Below are 19099 nucleotides of genomic sequence, written 5' to 3' on the forward strand. Positions count from 1 at the left end.
GCGCCGGGTGGGGCGGGTGGGGCGTGGGTGGCTCGGGCGCGACATGATGTGTGCAGCGCCGAAGCCGGGCGCAGGCCGCATCATGGAGGGCGGCCGACGAAGACAGGAGTGAGGTACCGGTGGACCCGCTCGATCGCATCGACGAACTGATCGCCATGGTGGAGCAGGCCCGCTCCGTCCCGATGTCGCGCAACAACTGCATGGTCGACCGGGGCGAGATGATCGCCGCGCTCGACGAGTTGCGCGCGGAGCTTCCCGCCGACCTGCGCCGGGCCGCCGCGCTGCTGGAGGAACGGGACAAGATCATGGAGGCCGGCAAGCGCGAGGCCGACCGGATCATCAGCGAGGGTGAGGCGGAACACGCCCGGCTGGTCTCGGTCAACGAGATCACCGTCTCGGCCGAGCACGAGGGCGCGCGGATCATCGCCGAGGCGCGGGCCGAGGCGCAGCGCCTCCGCGAGGAGGTGGACGACTACGTCGACACCGCGCTGGCGAACTTCGAGCAGTTCCTCACCCGGGCGCTCGCCTCGATAGAGCGCGGCCGGGACAAGATGCACGCGCTGCGCGAGATCGGCACCTTCGCCGGGGACGAGCCGGACCGCCCGCTACCCTTCTGAGCGGCGCGCGGGCCGGTCGCCGACAGCCGGCTGCCGCCGAGCCGGAGGTCCGCCCCCGGTTCGACGGTCCGCCGCCAGGCAGGTAACCTTCTTTGTCGGCCTCTCATCGGCCGGAGTCTGACTATGCCCAAACACTCGCCAAGCACACTCGACCCCAGGTCGCCGCTGGTCCTCGACACGAGGGAACTGCCGCGCCGACCTGGCGCGTTGCGTACGCACAAGCGGGTCGTGCCGGCACCGGCGGACCTCGGCGTGGAGTTGATCAGTGTGCCGGAGGGCGCGGACCTCGACCTCGACCTGAGGTTGGAGTCGGTGTCCGAGGGCGTGCTCGTCTCCGGGACCGTCACCGGTCCCGTCAAGGGCGAGTGCGGCCGATGCCTGCGCGAGATCGACGAATCGTTGGCCGTGACGATCCAGGAGCTGTACGCGTACGAGAACAGCACCACGGACGACACGACCGATGAGGACGAGGTGGGCCGGATGCAGGGCGATCTGATCGACCTGGAGCCGGCGTTGCGGGACGCGGTGGTGCTGGCGCTGCCGACGAACCCGCTCTGCCGGGAGGACTGCCCAGGCCTGTGCCCCGACTGCGGGGTGCACTGGGACGATCTGCCGGCCGATCACAGCCATCAGCAGGTCGACCCGCGTTGGGCGAGCCTGACGCAACTGACCCGTACAGAGGAGTAAGAACCGTGGCCGTCCCCAAGCGCAAGATGTCGCGCAGCAACACCCGCGCCCGCCGGGCGAACTGGAAGGCCTCGGCGGTGGCGACCGTGGCCTGCCCGCAGTGCAAGTCGGCCAAGCTGCCGCACGCCGCCTGCTCCGTCTGCGGCACCTACAACGGCCGTCAGGTCCTCGAGGTCTGACGCGGACGCCGAGTGACGTCCCCGACCACCGGTCGGGTGACGCGCGCACCAAGGCTCACGCCCGGTGCCCCGGCTCCCTCCACCGCCGACCGGCCCCCGGCCGGCGGGCCGGCGGAGCCGGGCACCGCGCGGATCGCCGTCGACCTCCTCGGCGGGGACGATGCTCCCGCCGTCGTGGTTGACGGCGCTCTGCGAGCGGTACGCACTGATCCCGCCCTGCACCTGATGCTCGTCGGCCCGATCGAGGTGGCCGGCGAGCTGATCGGTGCGCTCGACCCGGCGCAGCGAGCCCGGGTCACGGTCCGCCCGGTGCGGACCGCCGTCGGCATGGCCGACCATCCCACCGCCGCCCGCGGCGAGAGCACGGTACGCACGGCCGTGCAGGCCGTCCGCGACGGCCTCGCCGACGCCGTGGTCTCCGCCGGCTCGACCGGCGCCACAGTCACCGCCGCCGCGCTCGGCCTCGGCCGCTGGACCGGGATACGCCGCCCCGCGCTCGTCGCCACGCTGCCCGCCGTCGAGGGGCCCGTGGTGCTGCTGGACGTGGGCGGCACGCTCGAACCCGGCCCCGCCACGCTGACCCGGCACGCCGTCCTGGGCGCCGCCTACGCGGCAGTGGCGCACTCCGTCACCGCGCCCCGCGTCGGGTTGCTCTCCGTCGGGCACGAGACCGGCAAGGGCGACCGGCTGCGCCGCCACACCGATCCCGCGATCGCCGCCCTGGCGCTGCCCTGTGACGCGCGCTACGTCGGCCTGGTCGAGGGGTACGACATCTCCCTCGGCGCCCGCGCCGACGTGGTGGTGACCGACGGCTTCACCGGCAACGTCCTGCTGAAGGCCATCGAGGGCGCGTACGCGATGGCCGGTGGCCCTCCGCCCGGCGGCGGCGCGCCCCGCGCCGCCGCCCTGCTGGGGGTGGGCGGCACCGTGGTCGTGTGCCACGGCGCGGCCGGCTCCGAGGACGTCGCCTCGGGCATCGCCCTGGCCGCTCACCTGTGGCGCCGCGACGCCGCCGGAACGGTCCGCGCCCTGCTCGCCGACGTTGCGCACGAACCCGCACCTGACCGACACGACACCGAGGTAGCACCATGACCAACGACAAGCGGCGGCGTGCTCCCGTCGGCCACCTGGAGGCGGCCTTCGGAGTGTCGCTCGACCCGGAACTGCTGGAACGCGCGCTGACCCACCGCTCGTTCGCGTACGAGAACGGCGGCCTGCCCACGAACGAGCGGCTGGAGTTCCTGGGCGACTCGGTCCTCGGCGTGGTGATCACCACTGCGCTGTTCCACAACCACCCCGACCTGCCCGAGGGCCAGCTGGCGAAGCTGCGCGCCAGCGTCGTCAACATGCGGGCGCTCGCCGACGTGGCGCGTGGCCTGGGCCCGGACGGGCTGGGCGCGTACCTGCTGCTGGGCAAGGGCGAGGAGGCCACCGGCGGGCGGGACAAGGCGAGCATCCTGGCCGACACGCTGGAGGCGCTGCTGGGCGCGATCTACCTCCAGTACGGCCTGGACACCGCGGCCATCGTGATCCACCGGCTCTTCGACCCGCTGATGGCCGAGTCGGCGGGCCGGGGCGCGGCGCTGGACTGGAAGACCAGCCTCCAGGAGTTGACCGCGGCGCTGGGGCTCGGCGTGCCGGAGTACCGGATCGAGGGCACCGGACCGGACCACCTGAAGACGTTCACCGCCTGGGTGGTGGTCGCCGGCAACCGCTACGGCGGCGCGGAGGGGCGCAGCAAGAAGGAAGCCGAGCAGCGCGCCGCCGAGTCGGCCTGGCGGATGATCACCGAGCGGGCCGAGGCCGAGGCGGCGGGGGACGAGACAGCGGGGCAGGACGAGACGGCGGACGTCGAGGCGGGCGCCGGCCGTGCCTGAGCTGCCCGAGGTCGAGACCGTCCGGGTGGGACTGGCCCAATGGGTGATCGGCCGGCGGATCGCCGCCGTCGAGGTGCGCCACCCCCGGGCGGTACGCCGGCACGCGCCGGGCGGCGCGCACTTCGCCGACGTGCTCGCCGGGCGGACGATCACCGGCGTACGCCGCCGCGGCAAGTACCTCTGGCTGCCGCTGGACAGCGGTGACGCGGTGATCGGCCACCTCGGGATGTCCGGCCAGTTGCTGTTGCAGCCGGTCGGCGCGGCCGACGAGCTGCACCTGCGGGTCCGGTTCCGGTTCGCCGACGACGGGCCGGAGCTGCGCTTCGTCGACCAGCGCACGTTCGGCGGGTTGTCCGTCTCCGAAGGCGGGGCGGAGCTGCCGGCCGAGATCGCGCACATCGCCCGCGATCCGATGGACCCGGAGTTCTCCGACGAGGCGTTCGTGGCGGCGCTGCGCCGCAAGCGTACGGAGATCAAACGCGCGCTGCTCGACCAGACGCTGATCTCCGGGGTGGGCAACATCTACGCCGACGAGGCACTGTGGCGGGCGAAGCTGCACGGCGCCCGCCCGGCCGACGCGCTCACCCGCCCGGCCGCGCTGCGGCTGCTCGGGCACGTCCGGGACGTGCTCGCCGAGGCGATCAAGCAGGGCGGCACCAGCTTCGACGAGCTGTACGTGAACGTCAACGGCGAGAGCGGCTACTTCGACAGGTCGCTGAACGCGTACGGCCGGGAGGGCGAACCCTGCCCGCGCTGCGGCGCGCCGATCCGGCGGGAGGCGTTCATGAACCGGTCCTCCTACAGCTGCCCGCGTTGTCAGCCGCGGCCCCGGGGCACCCTCCGGGGTTGACCCCGAGCCGATTCGGGGTTGCGCCGGTGTGCATCGCCCGACGGTCCCCGGAGACGCGCCGGAGCGTACCCGGAGATGCCCTTTTCCGCCCGGTCCGTGCGGCCGGTTCCGGCCGCGCGGACCGCGCCCGCCGGATCGGGGACGAGCGGGGGCCGTTCCCCGATGCCGGGGCCCCGCCTGCTGCCTAGCGTCATCTGGGGTCGGCGCAGGGCCGGCATCAGGAGGGTGGAACCCGGAACATGGGCAGGCGACCGGTGACCGTGCGGCTGGCACGGTGGAGTGCGGAGCATCCGTGGCGCGCGATCGCGTTGTGGGTGGTCTTCGTGGCGGTGTGTTTCGTGGGCGGCAGCGCCGCCGGGCTGAACGAGGCGACCGACGAGGATCAGGCGATCGGCGAGTTCGGACGGGCACAGCTGATCGTCGACAGTGGCGGGTTCGACCGGCCGGCGACCGAGAACGTGCTGATCACCGCCCGCTCGGGTTCGCTCGACCAGGCCGCGGCGAAGGCCGCCGCGCAGGACGCGGCCGACCGGCTGCGGCAGGTCGACGGCGTGGCGTCGATCGGTACGCCGATGCCGTCGCGCGACGGCAGCGCGCTGCTGGTGCCGATCACCATGTCGGGCGACCCGGGCACCGCCGGGGACCGGGTGCAGCCGCTGCGGGACACCACCGCGAAGGTGCAGGACGCGCACCCGCAGCTGCGGGTGGAGCAGGTCGGCGGCCCGTCGATCGACAAGGCGCTCGACGACACGCTCGGCAAGGACTTCAAGCGCGCCGAGCTGCTCAGCCTGCCGGTGACGCTGGCCATCCTGATCATCGCGTTCGGCGCGCTGATCGCCGCCGGCGTGCCGGTGCTGCTGGCGCTCTCCTCGGTGGCGGCCGCGATGGGCCTCTCCACGCTCGCCTCGCACCTGGTGCCGGCCACCGACACCACCGCCAGCGTCATCCTGCTGATCGGTATGGCGGTCGGCGTCGACTACTCGCTGTTCTACGTGCGGCGGGAGCGGGAGGAACGAGCGAAGGGCCGCTCCGGTCTGGACGCGGTGGAGATCGCGGCGGAGACCTCCGGGCACGCCGTGGTGGTCTCCGGCACCGCCGTGATCATCTCGATGGGCGGTCTGCTGCTCGCCCAGGACGCGATCTTCTCCTCGCTGGCCGTCGGCTCGATCCTGGTGGTGGCGGTCGCGGTGATCGGCTCGCTCACAGTGCTGCCGGCGCTGCTGGCGAAGCTGGGCCGCTGGGTGGACCGGCCGCGGGTGCCGCTGCTGTGGCGCCTCACCGCGCCGCGCACCGGTCAGTCGGCCCGGCCCCGGTTCTGGCCGGCGGTGCTCAAGCCGGCGCTGCGCGCGCCGGTGGCGACGCTGCTGATCTCGGTGGCGCTGCTGCTCGCGCTGGCCGCGCCCGCGCTCGGCATGAAGCTGAAGTTCCCCGGCCCGGAGGACGTGCCGCGCACCACCGCCGCCATGCAGGCGTACGACCGGCTCACCGCGGCGTTCCCGAGCAACGGCACCAGCCACACGGTCGCCGTGCGGGCGCCCGCCGAGCAGGCCGACCGGGTACGGGCCGCGCTCACCGACCTGGCCGGCCGGACCGCCACGGACCCGCTCTTCGCGCCGGCCGAGGCGGACGGCCCGGAGATCCAGGTGTCGGCGGACCGGCGGGTGTCGGTGCTGGAGGTGGCCACGCCGCACGCCAGCCGCTCCGACGAGGCGTCCCGGTCACTGCACGAGCTGCGCGAGGACCTGGTGCCGGCCACGCTCGGCGGCATCCCGGGCGTGGAGTACGCGGTCGGCGGCGGCGTGGCCGCCAGCGAGGACTACGCCGCCCACATCTGGGCGAAGCTGCCGATCGTCGCCGCGTTCGTGCTGGCGCTGACGTTCCTGGTGATGGCGTGGACGTTCCGGTCGGTGGTGGTGGCGCTGACCTCGATCCTGCTGAACCTGCTCTCCGCCGGGGCCGCGTACGGGCTGCTGGTGCTGGTCTTCCAGAGCACCTGGGCGGAAGGGCTGCTCGGCTTCACCTCGATGGACGCGATCGTCACCTGGCTGCCGCTGTTCCTGTTCGTGGTCCTCTTCGGCTTGTCGATGGACTACCACGTCTTCGTGGTCAGCCGGATCCGTGAGGCGGTCGACCGGGGCATGCCCAACCGGGAGGCAGTGGCGCACGGCATCACCTCCTCGGCCGGGGTGGTGACCAGCGCGGCGGTGGTGATGGTGGCGGTGTTCTCCATCTTCGCCACGCTCAGCATGATCGACTTCAAGCAGCTCGGCATCGGCCTGGCGGCGGCGATCCTGCTGGACGCCACGATCATCCGGGCGGTCGTGCTGCCCTCGGTGATGACGCTGCTGGGTGACGCGAACTGGTGGGCGCCACGCTTCATGCGCCGCCGTACGGTCGTCGCCCCGGCGGTGGAGCCGCCGCCCGCCCCGGCCCCGGAGCTGGTCGGCGCCCGCTGATTCCGGGTCCGGGCGCCGGTCCGCGCGGCATGTCCGTCGCGGCTTGACATCCGGTCCGGACCGTGCTGGCGGCTGAGACGGCATCCCCTAGTGTGCGATATACCTGAGAGTCATAATTATGACTCTCAGGTATATCGCTTTTGCGTACATCTCTTGAGCCGTGGCGTCACGCAGAGTGTCGGCACCTCCGTGGCCGTATCGGCCCAGGTGGCCGGGGACGGGGGCGTCACGGCAGTACGCAGGGCTCCCGCCAGGCGTCCAGTTGCCGGTCCTTGCGGATCGAGGCGAAGCCGTAGCCGGCCGAGGTGACGCAGAAGTCCGCCGGCTCACCCGTGTACTCGACGTGGAAGACCGGCTTGCCGGCGTCGACGAACGGCAGCAGCTTCGCGCACTCGCGGCGGCGTACGCACTCCTGGTTGACAGCGAAGTCGAAGTCGGGCGCCAGCGCGGCCACCTGCGCCACGTCGTCGACCAGGCCGGGGGAGAGGTCGAGCTTGCGGGCCAGCCCGGCCAGCCGCCGGTTGAACAGCAACTGGTCGTCGAAGCCCAGCGGGAAACCGGAGCGGTACCGGTAGCCGTCCGCGTCGGCCAGCGCCACCGCGCCGAAGCCCTTGCCCCGGCACAGCCGGAACCGGTCGGCCAGCACCGGTGACAGCGCGTCCCAGCGCCGTACGTCCAGGAAGCGGCTCCCCGGCCGTCCGGGCACGGCGGCGCCGCGTACGGCGGCGGGGAAGCGGGTGGCGTCCGGATCGTCGGCGGCGTACGTGCCGACCCGGACGTGGCAGACCAGCCGGCGGCCCCGCTCGCGCAGCGCGGCGGTCTCGGTCGAGGTGGTCGCCACCGGGTCGAGGAGGAAGACGTCGGCGTCGACGGTGACGTCCACCGGGGTGGTGAGCTGCCACTGCCACCGCCACCTGTCGGCCTGCGCGACCGGCCAGGGCGTGGGCGCGCCGGGCGGCGTGATCGGCCGCCGGCAGGCCGGCGCCGGGACGAGCAGCGCCGCGGTCAGCGCGAGCGCCACGCCCCGGCGCGGGCCACGTCGGCGGACGCGGGCCGGCCGGGCGCGCGGCACGGCCCACCCCGGCCGGATCCGCATCGACGACTCCCCGGACGCGGGCGGCCCGACGCCGCCCCCGACCGGTCAACGAGCGCCGGGCCGGTCACGACGCGCGGGTCAGGCCGGGGTGGCGAAGACCTGCGTCCAGTACGGCCCGTTGCTGCGCGCCAGACCCATTCCGATCTGGGTGTACCCGCAGTTGAGGATGTTCTTCCGGTGCCCCTCGGAGTTCATCCAGCCGTCCATCACCTCGGCCGCGCTCTGGTAGCCCCAGGCGACGTTCTCGCCCACCATGCTGTAGTTGTAGCCGGCGCGCTCCACCCGGTCCCAGGGCTTGCTGCCGTCGCTGCCGTTGTGGTCCATCTTCTTGTGGTCCGCCTGGTCCTGGCTGTGCCGCTGGGCGGCCAGGTTCAGCTTGGCGTTCACGGTCAGCGCCTTGCAGCCGGCCTTCGCCCGCTCCTGGTTCACCAGCGTGACGACCTTCTGGAGTTCCGCGCTCAGCGCGGTCGTGGCGGTGGCCTTGGTGGCCGCGGTGCCGCCGCCGCTCGGGGCGCTGCTGCGCTCCTGCTGCCGCGACGGCGCGGTGCTGCGGCTCGGCTTCGGGGTGGCCTTCTTCGACGGGCTCGGCGCGGCGGTGGTCGGTACGGCCGACGGGCTGGCCGACTCGGCAGCGAGCGTGTCCGCCGGGCTGTCCCCGGCGTCCTCGGGCGCCTGCGGCGCGGCGGCCACCGGAGCGTCGGCGGAGGTGCGCTTCGTGCCCTGGTCGTCGCCGGGCAGCAGGACGGCGCCCACGCCGAGGCTCACCACGAGCGTCGCCGCGGCGGCTGCCCCGCCGATCACGAGGGGCCGGGACAGGCGCCGCTTGCGGCGTCGCGGCTCGTCGGCCGGGATGTCGTCCGCCGGCTGCCAGGTCGCCGCGGGCTGCTCCCAGCCGCCGGCCGGCTGCTCCTGGCCGTGCCACGCCTGCTCCTGGCCCTGCCAGGCGGCCGTGGGCTGCTCGTGGCCGGTCCTGGCCGGCCCCTGGGCGTGCCAGGCATTGGCGGGCTGCTCCTGGCCGTGCCAGGCGGCGGTGGGCTGTTCCTCGCCGTTCCACCGGTCGCGGGGCGGCGGGTAGGAGCCGGCCGGCTCGGCGCCGTAACCGGCGGGGCCGTAGCCGGCGGGCGGCTGCTGCTGCCCTCCGTCGCCGAAGAGGTACGACGACCGCGGCTCGGGCCGGTCGCTGAGCCACGCCGGACCCTCGTCGGTCGGCGGCTCGGGACGCCGGCGGGCGCCCTCCGGTTCGATCGGGTCGTTCCAGCGGTACACGCCTGTCCCCTCCACGGGTTGGTTACGGGCCGGGGTGACGCTACGGGCGCGCTCGGAGCTGCGGCAACGTGGCTAAGAAAGAGTTAAGGCGAAGCAGCCGCCGAGGATGAGGCGTTCACACATTTCCGGCGTACAGTAAAGGCGTCCGGACAGAGCGTGTCCGCGCCTTGTGGCAGCCCCCCGGCGAGTGGCCCGGCCGACGTGGAGATGATCTACGGCCTTGGTCAACTTGACGAAGGAGGGGGTTTCGGCTCAATATAGTGGTGTCGCCAGTCGCGCCCAGCCATGCCCCGATACAGCGGGAATGGTAGCCGCGAACATCATGGGCGCGCGTTGGCCGGCCTTTCCGGCAGCGCACATCAAGGAGTTCAGCATGGCGAAGGCCCTCTACGGCCACGTAAGCGCAGCGCCCGACCGGCGCCTGCTCGACGAGGTCACCCGTCTGCGTGCCAGGGTTCAGGCACTGGAGTTCGAGATCACGCGTCTGCGTGCCGACAACGATCGGCTCGCGGCGGCAGCGGCGGAGGCCGACGACCTCCTCCGTCTGGCCGAGCCCGCGCTGACCTGATCTCCAGTCGCCGGAAAACTGAATCGCACCACACCGAAAAGCGCGCCGACACTCAAGTGCCGGCGCGCAGCCATGTGCGTACCCTTTTTCGCCGTTCCCGCCGTGATTCTCGATCTTGCGAAACCGCCCGGAATTGCGTCCGGTAATTGTGATCATGCATTTCCGTTCCCACCGCGACGGCCGGGCGGAAAGCGGACACCGCAGGTGCCGGGTGGGTCGCGTGGCGGCGACGTCGCGGTCCCGGGTTAGTCTGCGGGTTCACCAGGTCCGCGCAGCCGGCGACGGTACGGCGGCCACCGGACGAGGATCGAGAAGGTGCATCTCAAGAGCCTGACGGTGAAGGGGTTCAAGTCCTTCGCCTCCGCCACGACGTTGAAGCTGGAGCCCGGGATCACCTGCGTGGTGGGCCCGAACGGCTCCGGCAAGTCCAACGTCGTCGACGCCATCGCCTGGGTGCTCGGCGAGCAGGGCGCCAAGGCGCTGCGCGGCGGCAAGATGGAGGACGTCATCTTCGCCGGCACCGCCGGACGCGCGCCGCTGGGCCGGGCCGAGGTCACCCTCACCATCGACAACACCGACGGCGCGCTGCCGATCGAGTACACCGAGGTCTCCATCACCCGCCGGATGTTCCGCTCCGGCGAGAGCGAGTACGAGATCAACGGCGACTCCTGCCGCCTGCTCGACATCCAGGAGCTGCTCTCCGACTCGGGCATCGGCCGCGAGATGCACATCATCGTCGGGCAGGGCCGGCTCGACGGCATGCTGCACGCCAAGCCGGAGGACCGGCGGGCGTTCATCGAGGAGGCGGCCGGCGTCCTCAAGCACCGCAAGCGCAAGGAGAAGGCGCTGCGGAAGCTCGACGCGATGCAGACCAACCTCAACCGCCTGACCGACCTCACCGCCGAGCTGCGCCGCCAGCTCAAGCCGCTGGGCCGGCAGGCCGAGGTGGCCCGTCGCGCCGCCGCGATCCAGGCCAACCTGCGCGACGCCCGGCTGCGGCTGCTCGCCGACGACCTGCACACGCTGCGGACCACACTGGACAAGGAGATCGCCGACGAGACCGCGCTGCGCGAGCGGCGCGAGCTGATCGAGGCCGAGCACGGCGAGGTGCAGGGCCGCCTCGGCGAGCTGGAGGCGGCGCTGGCCGAGGACGCCCCGCTGCTCGCGGCGGCGCAGGACACCTGGTACCGCCTCTCCGCGCTCCAGGAACGGTTCCGCTCGATCGAGCAACTGGCCCGGGAACGGCTGCGTCACCTCAGCGCCGCCGGTGACGACGAGCGCCCCGGCCGCGACCCGGAACAGCTGGAGGCGGAGTCGCGGCGCGTGCGCGAGCAGGAGGAGGAGCTGCGCGCCGCGCTCACCGAGGACCAGATCCGGCTGGCCGAGGCGGTCGAGCACCGCCAGGAGCTGGAACGCCAGCTCGCCGCCGCCGAGCGGGAACTGGTCGCCGCCGCCAAAGCGATCGCCGACCGGCGCGAGGGACTGGCCCGCCTGACCGGCCAGGTGAACTCCGCCCGGGCCCGGACCACGAGCGCCGGCGAGGAGATCGAACGGCTCGCCGCCGCGCACACCGACGCGATGGGCCGGGCCGAGAAGGCTCAGGCCGACCTGGACGCGGTCGCCGAGCAGTCGACCGAGGCCGACCGGGACAACGCCGACCTGGACGCCCGGCACGACGAGGCGGTGGCCGTACACGAGCGGGCCCAGGCGGCGGTGCGCAGCCTGACCGACGGGGAGCGCGCCGCGGAGAAGGACGCCGCCACCTGGAAGGCCCGCGAGGAAGCGCTCGCGATGGGCCTGCGCCGCAAGGACGGCGCCGGTGAGCTGCTGGCCCGCGCCGACCAGGTTCCCGGCCTGCTCGGCAGCCTCGCCGGGCTGCTCACCGTCGCGCCCGGTGACGAGGCGGCGCTCGCCGCCGCGCTGGGCGGGCTCGCCGACGCGGTGGCGGTCAGCGGCGTGGACGAAGCGGTCGAGGCGATGCGGCTGCTCAAGATCTCCGACGCCGGCCGGGCCGGGCTGCTGGTCGGCAGCCCCGCCGGGCCGGGCATGGACGGCTCCGCGGACGCGCTGCGCCCGAAGCTGCCCGAGGGCGCCCGCTGGGCGCCCGAACTGGTGGAGTGCTCGGCCGAGATCCGGCCGGCCGTGCACCGGGCGCTGCGCGACGTCGCGCTCGTCGACGACCTGGCCGCCGCGTCCGCGCTCGTCGTTGCGAACCCGGAGCTGCGCGCGGTCACCCCCGACGGCGACGTGGTCGGGGCGTACGCGGCGGCGGGCGGGTCGGCAAAGGCGCCCAGCTTCATTGAGGTGCAGGCCGCCGTCGAGGAGGCGCGGGCCAACCGGGCCACCGCCGAACGGACCGCCGCCGAGCTGCGTGAACAGCTTGCCGAGGCGCGCGCCGAGGTGGCCGCCGCCAAGGAGGCCGTGCAGCACGCCGCCGCCGCGAAGCGGGAGGCGGAGAGCCACCGCAACGCCGCCGCGCGCCGCCTCGCCGAACTGGGCGCAGCCGCCCGGTCGGCGAAGGCGGAGACCGACCGGCTCGGCGAGTCCCGGGCACGCGCCGAGGCGGCCCGGGAACGGGACCTCGCGGCGCTGGCCGAGCTGGAGGAACGGCTGCGGCTGGCCGAGGCCACCCCGATCGACGCCGAACCTTCCACCGAGGAACGCGACCAGCTCGCCGCCATGGTGCCGCAGGCACGGCAGAACGAGATGGAGGTCCGGCTCGCGGTGCGTACCGCCGAGGAGCGGGTGGCCTCGATCGCCGGGCGGGCCGACTCGCTGGCCCGGCAGGCCACCGCCGAACGCGCGGCGCGGGAGCGCGCCGCGGCCCGGCGCGCGGCCCGCGCCCGCGGCGCCCAGATCGCCCGGGCCGTGGTCGGCGGCGCCCGCGAGGCGCTCACCCGGCTCACCGTCTCGATCGCCCGGGCCGAGGAGCACCGCGACGCCGTCGCCCGCGAACGCGCCGCCCGCGAGGCCGAGCTGTCCGAGGTACGCGGCGCGGCCAAGCGCCTCGCCGCCGAGCTGGAACGGCTCACCAGCCAGGTGCACCGCGACGAGGTGGCCCGCGCCGAGCAGCGGATGCGCATCGAGCAGCTGGAGGCCAAGGCGGCCGAGGACTTCGGCCTGGACGTGGCCACGCTCGTCGCCGAGTACGGCCCGGACCGGCTGGTGCCGCCCACCGACGCGGACGTGGCGCTGGCCGAGAAGGACGGGCGGCCAGTGCCGGAGCCGGTCCGCTACGAGCGGCCGGTGCAGGAGAAGCGGGCCGCCAAGGCGGAACGGGAACTGGCCCTGCTGGGCAAGGTGAACCCGCTCGCGCTGGAGGAGTTCGCCGCGCTGGAGGAGCGCTTCAAGTTCCTCTCCGAGCAGCTGGAGGACCTCAAGGCCACCCGGCGCGACCTGCTCACCGTGGTCAAGGACGTGGACGACCGGATCCTGGAGGTCTTCGCCAGCGCGTTCGAAGACACCGCGCGGGAGTTCGAGCAGGTCTTCACGGTGCTGTTCCCCGGCGGCGAGGGCCGGCTCGTACTCACCGACCCGGAGGACCTGCTCACCACAGGCGTCGAGGTCGAGGCCCGGCCGCCGGGCAAGAAGATCAAGCGGCTGTCGCTGCTCTCCGGCGGGGAGCGGTCGCTGACCGCCGTGGCAATGCTCGTGGCGATCTTCCGCGCCCGGCCCAGCCCGTTCTACATCATGGACGAGGTGGAGGCGGCGCTCGACGACGTGAACCTGGGCCGCCTGATCACGCTGCTGGCACAGTTGCGGGAGAAGAGCCAGCTGATCGTGATCACGCACCAGAAGCGGACCATGGAGATCGCCGACGCGCTGTACGGCGTGACCATGCGCGCCGGTGTGACCCAGGTGATCAGCCAGCGGCTCAACCGGGCCGACGACGAGGAACAGGTGACGAGCGAGTGAGTCGGGAACGCGCCACGGCGCTCCTGGTGGACTTCGACGGCGTACTGCGCCGCTGGGACCCGGCGGTGGCCGCCGGCGTCGAGCGGGAGTACGGGCTGACCGAGGGCGTCCTCGGTGAGATCGCGATGTCCTGGGGTCTGCTCCAGCCGGTGCTGACCGGCCAGGTCAGCCACGCCCAGTGGATGGTGAGTGTGGCCGACGCGCTGACCCCCGCGGTCGGCGCGGACCGGGCCCGCGCGGCGGTCCAGGAGTGGCAGAGCTACCGCGGCGAGGTGGACCCGGAGGTGCTGGCGTTCGTCCGCGAGGTGCGGGCCGCTGGCATCCGGGTGGGTCTGGGCACGAACGCCACCGACCTGCTCGACGCCGACCTGGCCGCGCTCGGCCTGACCGACGAGCTGGACGTGATCGTCAACTCCTCTGTCGTCGGGGTGCACAAGCCGGCGAAGGAGTACTTCCAGGCCGCCTGCGAGGCGCTGGAGACGCCACCGGGGCGGGTGCTGTTCGTCGACGACGAGGACCGCGCGGTGGCCGGCGCCCGGGTGGCCGGGCTGTCCGCGCACCGCTGGAGCGGCCCGGCCGACCTGCGCTACCTGCGGGCGGCGCTGGCGTACTGATCCGGCTCAGGCGCCGGTGACGCCGTCGATGCGTTCCCGGATCAGGTCGGCGTGGCCGTTGTGCCGGGCGTACTCCTCGATCATGTGGACGTAGACCCAGCGGAGGCTGACGTCGTTGACGGTGTCGCCCCGGCGATGGCGGAAGGTGTGCTCCAGCGGCAGGCCGGCGACCGCCTCCCGGGCCGCCTCGATCTCCGCGCGCAGCGTGGCGAACGCTTCGGCCGGGTCGGCGTCGGCGACGTCGTTGTGGTCGGCGTCCGGGTCCACGCTGTAGTCGTAGAGCGTCGGCACGTCCTGGCCGGCGGCGCGGATGCGGAACCACCACCGCTCCACGTCGGCCATGTGCCGGACCAGGCCGAGCAGCGTCAGCCCGGAGGGCTCGACACTGCGGGTACGCAGTTGCTCGGCGGTGAGTCCGGCGCACTTGTGCACCAGGGTGTCGCGATGGTGGTCGAGCCAGCCTTCGAGCATGGTGCGCTCGTCGGCGACGTAGGGCTCGTGGCGGCGGTCGATCTCAGGCACGGTCCAGGTCATGGGCGCAGATGTTAAGAGGGGCCCCCTGCACAACGCGAGGCGTTAACAGGGGGCCCTTCCTTTCAGGGCACCACGACGACGGGCCACCGGCCGGTACGGACCAGCCGGGTGGCGACCGAGCCGACCAGCTTGTGCCCGGCCTGTTCGGACGAGCCGACCACCACCATGTCGGCGCGGTGCTCGTCGGCGGCCCGGCACAGCTCGGTGTAGGCGTCGCCGCGCCGGCACAGGAACGTCACCGGCAGGTCCAGTTCCTCGGCCCCGCGCCGGCACTCCGCGCGCAGCTCGGCGGCCAGCTCGTCGTGGGTCTGCTGGACCGCGCCGGCCACCACGCCGGAGAGCATCGCGCTGTACGAGGCCGGCGAGCTGACGAACACCGCCACCAGCGTGGCGCCCTGCCGCCGGGCCAGTCCGGCGGCGTACGCGGCGGCACGCATCGAGGTGCGGCTGCCGTCCACGCCGACGAGCACCACCCGCGGCCCGTCCGTACCCCGCTCGTAGGGCGACGGCCGGGTCCGCGGGCCGTACCGTTCACGTTCCGCGGCGTCCATGGTCAGTCCCGCGTTCCGGCCGGGATCGCCGCGGCCTTCTCGGGCCCGGCGGGGACCGGCTCGGCGTTGGAGCGGCGCAGCGGGACCTCCCGGATGAGGACCACCGCGATCAGGGCGAGCAGCCCGAACGGGGCGGCGGCCAGGAAGATGTCACCGGCGGCGTGCCCGTACGCGGCCTCGACCACGTCCCGGATCGGCCCGGGCAGCGTGTGCACGTCGGGCAGGCCGCCGCCACCCGAGCCGGAGGCCGGGACGCCGAGGCGGCTCAGACCGTCGGCCAGGTAGCCGGTGACCCGGTGCCCGAGGATCGCGCCGAGCGCGCTCACGCCGATCGCGCCGCCGAGGCTGCGGAAGAAGGACACCACCGAGCTGGCCGCGCCGAGTTCGTCCGGGCGGACCGTGTTCTGCACGGCGAGCACCAGGTTCTGCATGCTCATGCCGACGCCGAGACCGATCAGCGCCATGAACACGGCCAGGCGCCAGTACGGCGTGTCGGCCCGCATGGTGCCCATCAGCGCGAAGCCGGCGGTGAGCAGCACCGAGCCGATGACCAGCCAGCTCTTCCAGCGGCCGGTGCTGGTGATGATCCGGCCGACCACCGTCGAGGAGACCAGCAGGCCGCCGATCATGGGCAGCGTCATCAGGCCGGACATGGTGGGGCTGGCGCCGCGGCTGATCTGGAAGTACTGCCCGAGGAACACCGAGGCGCCGAACATGCCGACGCCGACGGCGATGCTGGCGATCACGGCGAGCGTGATGGTGCGGTTGCGGAACAGCCGCGGCGGGATCATCGGGTCTGCGGCGCGCTTCTCGACCCGGACGGCGAGCGCGCCGAGCAGCGCGGCGCCGGCCACCATGGCGCCGCTGGTCCAGGAGATCCAGTCGTACTTGTCGCCGGCCAGGGTGATCCAGACCAGCAGCAGCGAGACGGCGGCGGTGATGAGGGTGGCGCCCCACCAGTCGATCTTCACGTCGCGCTTGACCACCGGCAGGCGCAGCGTCCGCTGGAGCACGATCAGGGCGAGTACGGCGAACGGCACGCCGACGTAGAAGCACCAGCGCCAGCCGAGCCAGGAGGTGTCCACGATCACGCCGCCGATCAGCGGGCCGCCGATGGTGCCGACTGCCATCACTGCTCCGAGGTAGCCGCTGTACCGGCCGCGCTCGCGCGGGGCGATCATCGTCGCCATGATCACCTGGGCGAGGGCGGTGAGGCCGCCCGCGCCGACGCCCTGCACCACCCGGCAGGCGATCAGCTCGCCGGTGGTCTGGGCCTGCCCGGCGAGCACCGAGCCCAGCACGAAGACCACCAGGGAGATCTGGACCAGCAGCTTCTTGCTGAACAGGTCGGACAGCTTGCCCCAGATGGGCGTGGTCGCGGTGGTCGCCAGCAGCGTCGAGGTGACCACCCAGGTGTACGCGGACTGGCCGCCGCGCAGGTCCGTGATGATCCGCGGCAGCGCGTTGGAGACGACCGTGGAGGAGAGGATCGCGACGAACATGCCCAGCAGCAGGCCGGAGAGCGCCTCCAGGATCTGGCGGTGGGACATGTCGACGGCGGTCGCCCGCGCGGGCGCAGTCGCCTGGGTCATCGTGGATTGCCTCCGGAGCGGGGGAGAAAGGTTGCCTTGGGCAACCGTAGAAGCCGTTGCCTTGAGCAACAACTCTTGCCGGGTCGGGTTTGTTCCCCCTCGCCGGAAGATCAGAACGACTCGTTGAAGCGGTGCATCAGCCGGGCGAGGTCCGCCACGTCCTCTTTCGGCCAGCTCTCCAGCGAACGCCTGATCTGTCCGAGTCGCGCCGCCCGGGCCGCGTCGAACCGCCGGGTGCCCTCCTCGGTCAGGCTCAGCTGGGCCGCCCGGCGGTCGGTGGGGTCCGGGTCGCGGCGTACCAGGCCCAGCGCCTCCAGCCCGCCGATCTGCCGGCTCAGCGTGCCCTTGCCGATGCCCAGCTTGACGGCCAGGTCGGTGAGCCGGATCGACCCCGACCGCCGCAGCCAGAGCAGCAGGCCGTACGCGTTGGGCTCCAGGTTCGGGTGGACCTCGCGGGCGATCTCCCAGGACAGCGCCCGGCCCCTGCGCAGCAACGCGGTCAACTCGTGCTCCACGGCGCGCAGCGTCTCGTCCACGCTCAGAGGGTACTCAGTCCCCGTCGCTGAGTTGCTGTTGCGCCACCGGGCGCAGCTCGCCGTCGCTGGTCGTGCCCTCGATCACCACGGCGGCCTCACGGCCCCGGTGGGTGAGCGTGGCCACGGCGTTGCCGAAGTAGGGCCCGGCCAGCTTCCGCCAGCGCACCGGCGGGCGGCGTACCCCGGCCGCACGGGCCAGCGCCCGGGTCGCCCCGGCCGGGCCGGGATTCCAGCCCAGCGTCATCAGCGGGCGCATGCCGGCGGGCACCTGGTTGTGGATCGGTGAACAGGTGAGCTGGTGCACCGGCGTGCGGACGTCACGGTCGGCGAACCGGGCCCGCGCCACGTACGAGTGGTGCACGTCCCCGGAGAGCACGCTGATCGACGCCGGTCGGGCGTACGCCGGCCCGGCGCCCACCCGCGCACCGGTGCGCGGCGCGGTGCCGCTGCCCAGCCGCGCGAACAGCTCGCCCAGCGCCTCGAACGAGCGCCGGAACGCCGCCCAGTGCTCCAGGTCCAGGGCCCGGCGGATCTGCTCGGAGATCCGGGCCACCCAGGGCCGACCGGAGTCGGCCAGGCGCTCGTTCCACGCCTCGACGTGGTGGATGCCCGGTGGCAGCAGCCACGGCAGCGAGCTGCCCACCACCAGGTGGTCGTACTCGCCGTGCGCCTGGTCGAGGAACCACGACCACTCGCCCGGCGGCAGCATCGCCCGGCTGCCCGGCAGGAGCACCCGGCTGGACCGGTTGTCCAGCATCACCAGGCGGGTGCGGCCCAGGTCCAGCGCGTAGCTCCACTGGTACTGCACGGCCCGCCAGCGCTCGGTGTCGTGCGCCAGGTCGGCCTCCTTGTCGACCCGCTCGCCGAACTCGTGCAGCACGCCGGTGGCGTCCTCGGCGGCGATGACCTTCGCGTACACCGGGTCGGCGGCGATCTCGTCCGGGCTCAGGTTGCCCAGGTGCTGGTAGACCCAGTAGGAGGCGAGGCCACTGCGGATCCGCTCGGCCCACCACGGCTGCTCGCGCATGTCCGCGCGCCACGACTGCGAGGTGTTCCAGTCGTCGATCACCTCGTGGTCGTCGAAGATCATCACACTCGGCACGGTGGAGAGCAGCCAGCGGATCTCCGGGTCACGCCACGACTCCAGATAGAGCTTCGTGTACTCGTCGAAGCTCACCACCTGCGTCGCCGGGGCGTCCTTCGGCCGCTTGCGGCGGCGCTTGAGCAGCCGCCGCACGGTCGGCGAGGTCTCGTCCGCGTACACCTGGTCGCCGAGCAGCACCAGCAGGTCGGGCAGCACGGCCTGCTCGGGCGCGGCCATCACCCGCCGGGCGTACGCGTCGAGCGCGTCCGGCGGCAGCTTGCGCGCGGTGGAGTGCTGGGTGGTCTCCCGGCAGGAGCCGAACAGCAGCCGCACCGGCTGGTCGGCGTCGTCGAGCGCGCGGGTCCGGATCACGCTGGGCGGGAACGACGAGTCCGGCAGCGGCCACGCCACCTCGTCGTCGATGAGCACCTCGTAGGTGGTGGCGCTGTCCGGGGTGAGCCCGGTCACCACCACGATCGCGTAGTGGTGGTCGTACGCGGAGAAGGTGGGCGCGCTGCCGGTGGCGCCGTCGGCCGTGCGGACGGTGACCACGGCGGGCGAGCTGGTCTCCACCCAGACGGTCGCCCGCGTGTCGACGACCCGGCGCAGCAACGGGCCGATGAGCAGGCGGGAACCGGGCACGACATCCACCTCCGACAAGATCGTTTCGGCTGTTC

The 19099-nt window shown here is 73.2% G+C and carries 17 protein-coding genes; 10 read left to right on the top strand and 7 right to left on the bottom strand.

Annotated elements, in window-relative coordinates; translation table 11 throughout:
- Window positions 1-119: 119 nt before the first annotated feature.
- The 7 genes from PVK74_RS27990 to PVK74_RS28020 all read left to right on the top strand — a co-directional run bounded on the left by PVK74_RS27990 (window position 120) and on the right by PVK74_RS28020 (window position 6666).
- Entirely contained in the window at window positions 120-617 is a 498-nt protein-coding gene (locus PVK74_RS27990; RefSeq protein WP_043325943.1) for an SPFH domain-containing protein, read from the top strand.
- Between the two features lie 123 nt (window positions 618-740).
- Window positions 741-1304, top strand: a complete 564-nt coding sequence (locus PVK74_RS27995) for a YceD family protein (protein WP_043325942.1) — start codon at window positions 741-743, stop codon at window positions 1302-1304.
- 5 nt (window positions 1305-1309) lie between these two features.
- Entirely contained in the window at window positions 1310-1483 is a 174-nt protein-coding gene (gene rpmF, locus PVK74_RS28000) for a 50S ribosomal protein L32 (RefSeq protein ID WP_030500827.1), read from the top strand.
- A gap of 132 nt (window positions 1484-1615) precedes the next feature.
- Window positions 1616-2575 (top strand): phosphate acyltransferase PlsX, encoded by a 960-nt coding sequence (locus tag PVK74_RS28005; protein WP_176722757.1) that lies wholly within the window; start codon window positions 1616-1618, stop codon window positions 2573-2575.
- Window positions 2572-3360 carry a ribonuclease III gene (rnc, locus tag PVK74_RS28010; RefSeq protein WP_166455542.1) on the top strand — a complete coding sequence of 263 codons (789 nt, stop codon included), beginning with the start codon at window positions 2572-2574 and terminating at the stop codon, window positions 3358-3360. Before PVK74_RS28005 ends, rnc begins: the two co-directional genes overlap by 4 nt.
- Entirely contained in the window at window positions 3353-4210 is an 858-nt protein-coding gene (mutM, locus tag PVK74_RS28015) for a bifunctional DNA-formamidopyrimidine glycosylase/DNA-(apurinic or apyrimidinic site) lyase (RefSeq protein ID WP_064447028.1), read from the top strand. The genes rnc and mutM overlap by 8 nt, the downstream gene beginning before the upstream one ends.
- Before the next feature lie 239 nt (window positions 4211-4449).
- The gene (locus tag PVK74_RS28020) at window positions 4450-6666 is read left to right on the top strand and encodes an MMPL family transporter (RefSeq protein ID WP_113971824.1); all 2217 of its coding nucleotides are present in this window, start codon (window positions 4450-4452) and stop codon (window positions 6664-6666) included.
- Window positions 6667-6892: 226 nt separating this feature from the next.
- On the opposite strand, the gene PVK74_RS28025 is transcribed toward PVK74_RS28020, so the two are convergent.
- Window positions 6893-7762, bottom strand: a complete 870-nt coding sequence (locus PVK74_RS28025; protein ID WP_274477582.1) for an endo alpha-1,4 polygalactosaminidase — start codon at window positions 7760-7762, stop codon at window positions 6893-6895.
- 78 nt (window positions 7763-7840) lie between these two features.
- The gene (locus tag PVK74_RS28030) at window positions 7841-9028 is read right to left on the bottom strand and encodes a CAP domain-containing protein (RefSeq protein ID WP_274477583.1); all 1188 of its coding nucleotides are present in this window, start codon (window positions 9026-9028) and stop codon (window positions 7841-7843) included.
- Between the two features lie 373 nt (window positions 9029-9401).
- On the opposite strand from PVK74_RS28030, the gene PVK74_RS28035 reads away from it, so the two are divergent.
- From PVK74_RS28035 to PVK74_RS28045, 3 genes are all read left to right on the top strand, one after another.
- A complete protein-coding gene (locus PVK74_RS28035; RefSeq protein WP_013284566.1) occupies window positions 9402-9596 on the top strand; it encodes a hypothetical protein in 195 nt (64 codons plus the stop codon).
- Between the two features lie 315 nt (window positions 9597-9911).
- The gene (gene smc, locus PVK74_RS28040) at window positions 9912-13511 is read left to right on the top strand and encodes a chromosome segregation protein SMC (protein ID WP_274477584.1); all 3600 of its coding nucleotides are present in this window, start codon (window positions 9912-9914) and stop codon (window positions 13509-13511) included.
- Window positions 13508-14125: an HAD family hydrolase gene (locus PVK74_RS28045; RefSeq protein ID WP_274477585.1), complete on the top strand. Its 618-nt coding sequence runs from the start codon at window positions 13508-13510 to the stop codon at window positions 14123-14125. The genes smc and PVK74_RS28045 overlap by 4 nt, the downstream gene beginning before the upstream one ends.
- Window positions 14126-14131: 6 nt before the next feature.
- On the opposite strand, the gene PVK74_RS28050 is transcribed toward PVK74_RS28045, so the two are convergent.
- From PVK74_RS28050 to PVK74_RS28070, 5 genes are all read right to left on the bottom strand, one after another.
- A complete protein-coding gene (locus PVK74_RS28050) occupies window positions 14132-14659 on the bottom strand; it encodes a DinB family protein (protein ID WP_064447034.1) in 528 nt (175 codons plus the stop codon).
- A 62-nt stretch (window positions 14660-14721) separates the two neighbouring features.
- On the bottom strand, window positions 14722-15210 hold the full coding sequence (locus tag PVK74_RS28055) for a universal stress protein (RefSeq protein WP_043325931.1): 489 nt from the start codon (window positions 15208-15210) through the stop codon (window positions 14722-14724).
- A gap of 2 nt (window positions 15211-15212) precedes the next feature.
- A complete protein-coding gene (locus tag PVK74_RS28060; RefSeq protein ID WP_069088753.1) occupies window positions 15213-16802 on the bottom strand; it encodes an MDR family MFS transporter in 1590 nt (529 codons plus the stop codon).
- Between the two features lie 110 nt (window positions 16803-16912).
- On the bottom strand, window positions 16913-17338 hold the full coding sequence (locus tag PVK74_RS28065) for a MarR family winged helix-turn-helix transcriptional regulator (protein WP_043325928.1): 426 nt from the start codon (window positions 17336-17338) through the stop codon (window positions 16913-16915).
- 13 nt (window positions 17339-17351) lie between these two features.
- Window positions 17352-19064: an alkaline phosphatase D family protein gene (locus tag PVK74_RS28070; protein ID WP_069088767.1), complete on the bottom strand. Its 1713-nt coding sequence runs from the start codon at window positions 19062-19064 to the stop codon at window positions 17352-17354.
- Window positions 19065-19099 lie beyond the last annotated feature (35 nt).

It is taken from the genome of Micromonospora chalcea (assembly GCF_028768405.1).
Taxonomy (GTDB): domain Bacteria; phylum Actinomycetota; class Actinomycetes; order Mycobacteriales; family Micromonosporaceae; genus Micromonospora; species Micromonospora chalcea.

What these genes read in the sequence shown, in the direction of transcription:
- PVK74_RS27995 (WP_043325942.1), top strand. Translation starts at nt 741, where the DNA reads ATGCCCAAACACTCGCCAAGCACACTCGACCCCAGGTCGCCGCTGGTC.
- PVK74_RS28020 (WP_113971824.1), top strand. Translation starts at nt 4,450, where the DNA reads ATGGGCAGGCGACCGGTGACCGTGCGGCTGGCACGGTGGAGTGCGGAG.
- PVK74_RS28025 (WP_274477582.1), bottom strand. Translation starts at nt 7,762, where the DNA reads ATGCGGATCCGGCCGGGGTGGGCCGTGCCGCGCGCCCGGCCGGCCCGC.
- PVK74_RS28035 (WP_013284566.1), top strand. Translation starts at nt 9,402, where the DNA reads ATGGCGAAGGCCCTCTACGGCCACGTAAGCGCAGCGCCCGACCGGCGC.
- rnc (WP_166455542.1), top strand. Translation starts at nt 2,572, where the DNA reads ATGACCAACGACAAGCGGCGGCGTGCTCCCGTCGGCCACCTGGAGGCG.
- PVK74_RS28055 (WP_043325931.1), bottom strand. Translation starts at nt 15,210, where the DNA reads ATGGACGCCGCGGAACGTGAACGGTACGGCCCGCGGACCCGGCCGTCG.
- PVK74_RS28050 (WP_064447034.1), bottom strand. Translation starts at nt 14,659, where the DNA reads ATGACCTGGACCGTGCCTGAGATCGACCGCCGCCACGAGCCCTACGTC.
- PVK74_RS28060 (WP_069088753.1), bottom strand. Translation starts at nt 16,802, where the DNA reads ATGACCCAGGCGACTGCGCCCGCGCGGGCGACCGCCGTCGACATGTCC.